The sequence below is a fragment of the Mesorhizobium sp. M1E.F.Ca.ET.063.01.1.1 genome (assembly GCF_003998155.1).
In the GTDB taxonomy this organism is placed as follows: Bacteria; Pseudomonadota; Alphaproteobacteria; order Rhizobiales; family Rhizobiaceae; genus Mesorhizobium.
The window spans coordinates 1-2,574 of the sequence record NZ_RZSC01000806.1 but is presented as its reverse complement, the minus strand read 5'-3'; the positions used below and the strand labels follow the sequence as shown (position 1 = coordinate 2,574).

Below are 2,574 nucleotides of genomic sequence, written 5' to 3'. Positions count from 1 at the left end.
GCGGATGACAGCGTGCTCAATGCCTTCGCGTCGGTGCGCGCGGTCGCCGAGCGGCAGCTCGCCGAAGTCGATCGCATTGTGCGTGGCTATTTCGGCGCACGTGACGACATGCGGCCGGTCGGGCGCGACGAACTCCAGGGGCTGATGCGAGACGGCCTGGTGACGCTGATCGATGTCCGCCCGCCCGACGAGTTCGCGCTCGGCCATGTGCCCGGCGCGATCAACGTTCCGCTCGGCGAGATCAAGGCCTGGTCCCGCGGTGCCGATACCAGCCTGGAAATCGTCGCCTACTGCCGCGGCCCCTGGTGCGTGATGTCCTTCGAGGCGGTGGCCGCGCTGCGCTCGCTTGGCCATTCCGCGCGCCGCCTGGAGGACGGCATGCCGGAATGGAAAGCCGCCGGCCTGCCGGTGGAAATGGTCGCCTGACGGTGTGGCTGATTAGGCGGGGCGGAATGCCCGCGGGCCGAAAGGGCCCGCGGCTGCGGCATTTGCGTTCATTGGATCTGTTCCCGAGATTACAGGGGCCTCTCTGCAGGGCGAGGATGGCGAGGGCCGGCAAACGGATCGATCCCGACCCTCACCGAAGTGCTCGCCATCCCGACCCGGATCAGCCAGCTACGGGCGTGTTGAGAAGCTGCTGCTCCCAAAGATACGCGATGCCGCTGCCGCCGAAGTGCTGGATGAGAATCTCGGTCAGCTCCTCGACATGCTCGGTGCGCGCCCAATCGCGTTGCCATTCGCCAGCGAGCGCCATCACGGTCATCACGTTCGCGCCGGCCACGATCATTCGCTGTATAGCAACTTCGTGAGACTCCTTCGAAATCCCGCCCGACGCGTCGGTGATCACGGTCACGTCCCAGCCTTCGCCGGCGGCCTGGATCACAGGCATTGCGACGCAGACCTCGGTCCACAGGCCGGCGATGATCAGCTGCTTGCGGCCGGTCGCCTTGACGACGTTCACCACATTCTCGTCCTGCCAGGTGTTCACCCAGGTGCGATCGATGACTTCCTGGTCCGGAAATACGTCGGTGATCTGCTTAAAGAGAAGTCCACCGCGCGCCGCGATCACGCTGGTGAGAATGGTCGGAACATTGAAGGCTTTTGCTAGCTTCGCCAGCGCGGTCGTGTTGTTGACCACCATGTGCGGATCGTGGCTGTTCAGGTTCGCGAGTTGATAAGGCTGGTGATCGATCAGAACGAGGACCGAGTCTTCAGGACGAAGAAGCGAATCAAGTCCGTTACGAGGGGTCATCAAGACTTCCTTTCTCTGCCGCTATGGACGGCAATGGGGTGACGGGAGACATGCGTCAGGGGGCGACGTTGCCTGGACGCAATTTGCTGTTCCTTTTGGCGATGCGGTAGTGCCATAGTCAGGCAAGCTGTGTCGCGAAACGAGGAACGCCAAATTGGACATCGAAGATCTACAGACATTCGTCGCTGTGGCCGATGCCGAGGGCGTATCGGCTGCCGCGCGCCGGCTCGGCGTCTCCAAGTCAATCGTCAGCCGGCGGCTTTTCCGGGTTGAAGCGGAACTCAGCGTCCAACTGCTTGCCCGCACGACCCGCGGCGCCGCGCTTACGGAAGCGGGAATCACGTTCAGAGACCATGCGGCCCGAGCCATCGCCGAGATCGATACGGCCAGGGAAACGATGCTCCCAACCGGTGAGCTGCGCGGCCGCCTGAGGGTTGCCATGCCGCTTTCTTTTGGCCCGACCCACTTCGCTCCCGTGCTTGCGGAAATGGCGCAACACCACCCGCAACTCCAAATCCATACCTCCTACAGCGATCGCTTCGTCGATCTGATCGCCGAAGGTTTCGATTGCGCGATCCGGGTTGGTTACCTTCAGGACTCCAACCTGATCGCGAAGCGCGTCGGGCCGATCTATGGAAAGCTTGTCGCAAGCCCGGATTACATCAAAGCGCACGGTTCACCTGAGACGGTAGAGCAACTCGTCAACCATCAGGCCCTCATGCAAGGAACGGAAGCCTGGCAGTTCATGGATGGCGACAAGATCGTCACGGTTCAGCCGCAGGGCAGGTTCAAGGCCGACAACGCTACGGCGCTTGCCGCCGCCGCAGTGGCAGGGCTCGGCATCGCCTGGCTCCCTGATTGCATCACGTATGACTATGTGGCCTCCGGTGCGCTCGTTCCGATTATGACACGCTATCCTCCACCTTCGGCAGGCGTGTATGTCGTCCGGCCGCCGGGTCAGCACCCCGCACGGAAAGTCCGGATCCTTATCGAAATGCTGATCGAGTACTTCGCACGAAATCCGGACGTTTGGGGTCTCGACCGTTAAAACAGGAACGGGGCGAAGAGCACGGCCGGCTTGTAACGCGGCCGAGCCGGGCAAGGATCGGTGACAGCGCGTCAATGGCATCGGCTTGACCGCCCGGCCCGGCAAATCCGACGTCCTGCCCTTCTTTCACAAATTAGCGATTACTCATGGAACCTTGTGGCCGGTGTTCCATTGCAACCGAATGCAAGAGCATGTCCAGCGCTTCCGGACGCGGGCACAGTCCCCACGCTACTCATTGGTGCTGCCGATATACAATGAGGAAGAGGTATTGCCC

Annotated in this window: 4 protein-coding genes; 3 read left to right on the top strand and 1 reads right to left on the bottom strand. The window is 62.1% G+C overall.

What is annotated here, in order from left to right:
* The coding region (locus EOA29_RS32600) for a rhodanese-like domain-containing protein (RefSeq protein ID WP_145969934.1) at window positions 1–426 on the top strand (426 nt) is incomplete at its 5' end.
* Window positions 427–607: 181 nt separating this feature from the next.
* Here the strand turns inward: EOA29_RS32600 and EOA29_RS32595 are convergent.
* The gene (locus EOA29_RS32595; protein ID WP_126094367.1) at window positions 608–1,252 is read right to left on the bottom strand and encodes a hydrolase; all 645 of its coding nucleotides are present in this window, start codon (window positions 1,250–1,252) and stop codon (window positions 608–610) included.
* A gap of 154 nt (window positions 1,253–1,406) precedes the next feature.
* On the opposite strand from EOA29_RS32595, the gene EOA29_RS32590 reads away from it, so the two are divergent.
* Window positions 1,407–2,300, top strand: a complete 894-nt coding sequence (locus EOA29_RS32590) for a LysR family transcriptional regulator (RefSeq protein WP_126094366.1) — start codon at window positions 1,407–1,409, stop codon at window positions 2,298–2,300.
* Between the two features lie 85 nt (window positions 2,301–2,385).
* Window positions 2,386–2,574: hypothetical protein (locus tag EOA29_RS42385; protein ID WP_210213197.1), on the top strand; the 189-nt coding region annotated here is incomplete at its 3' end.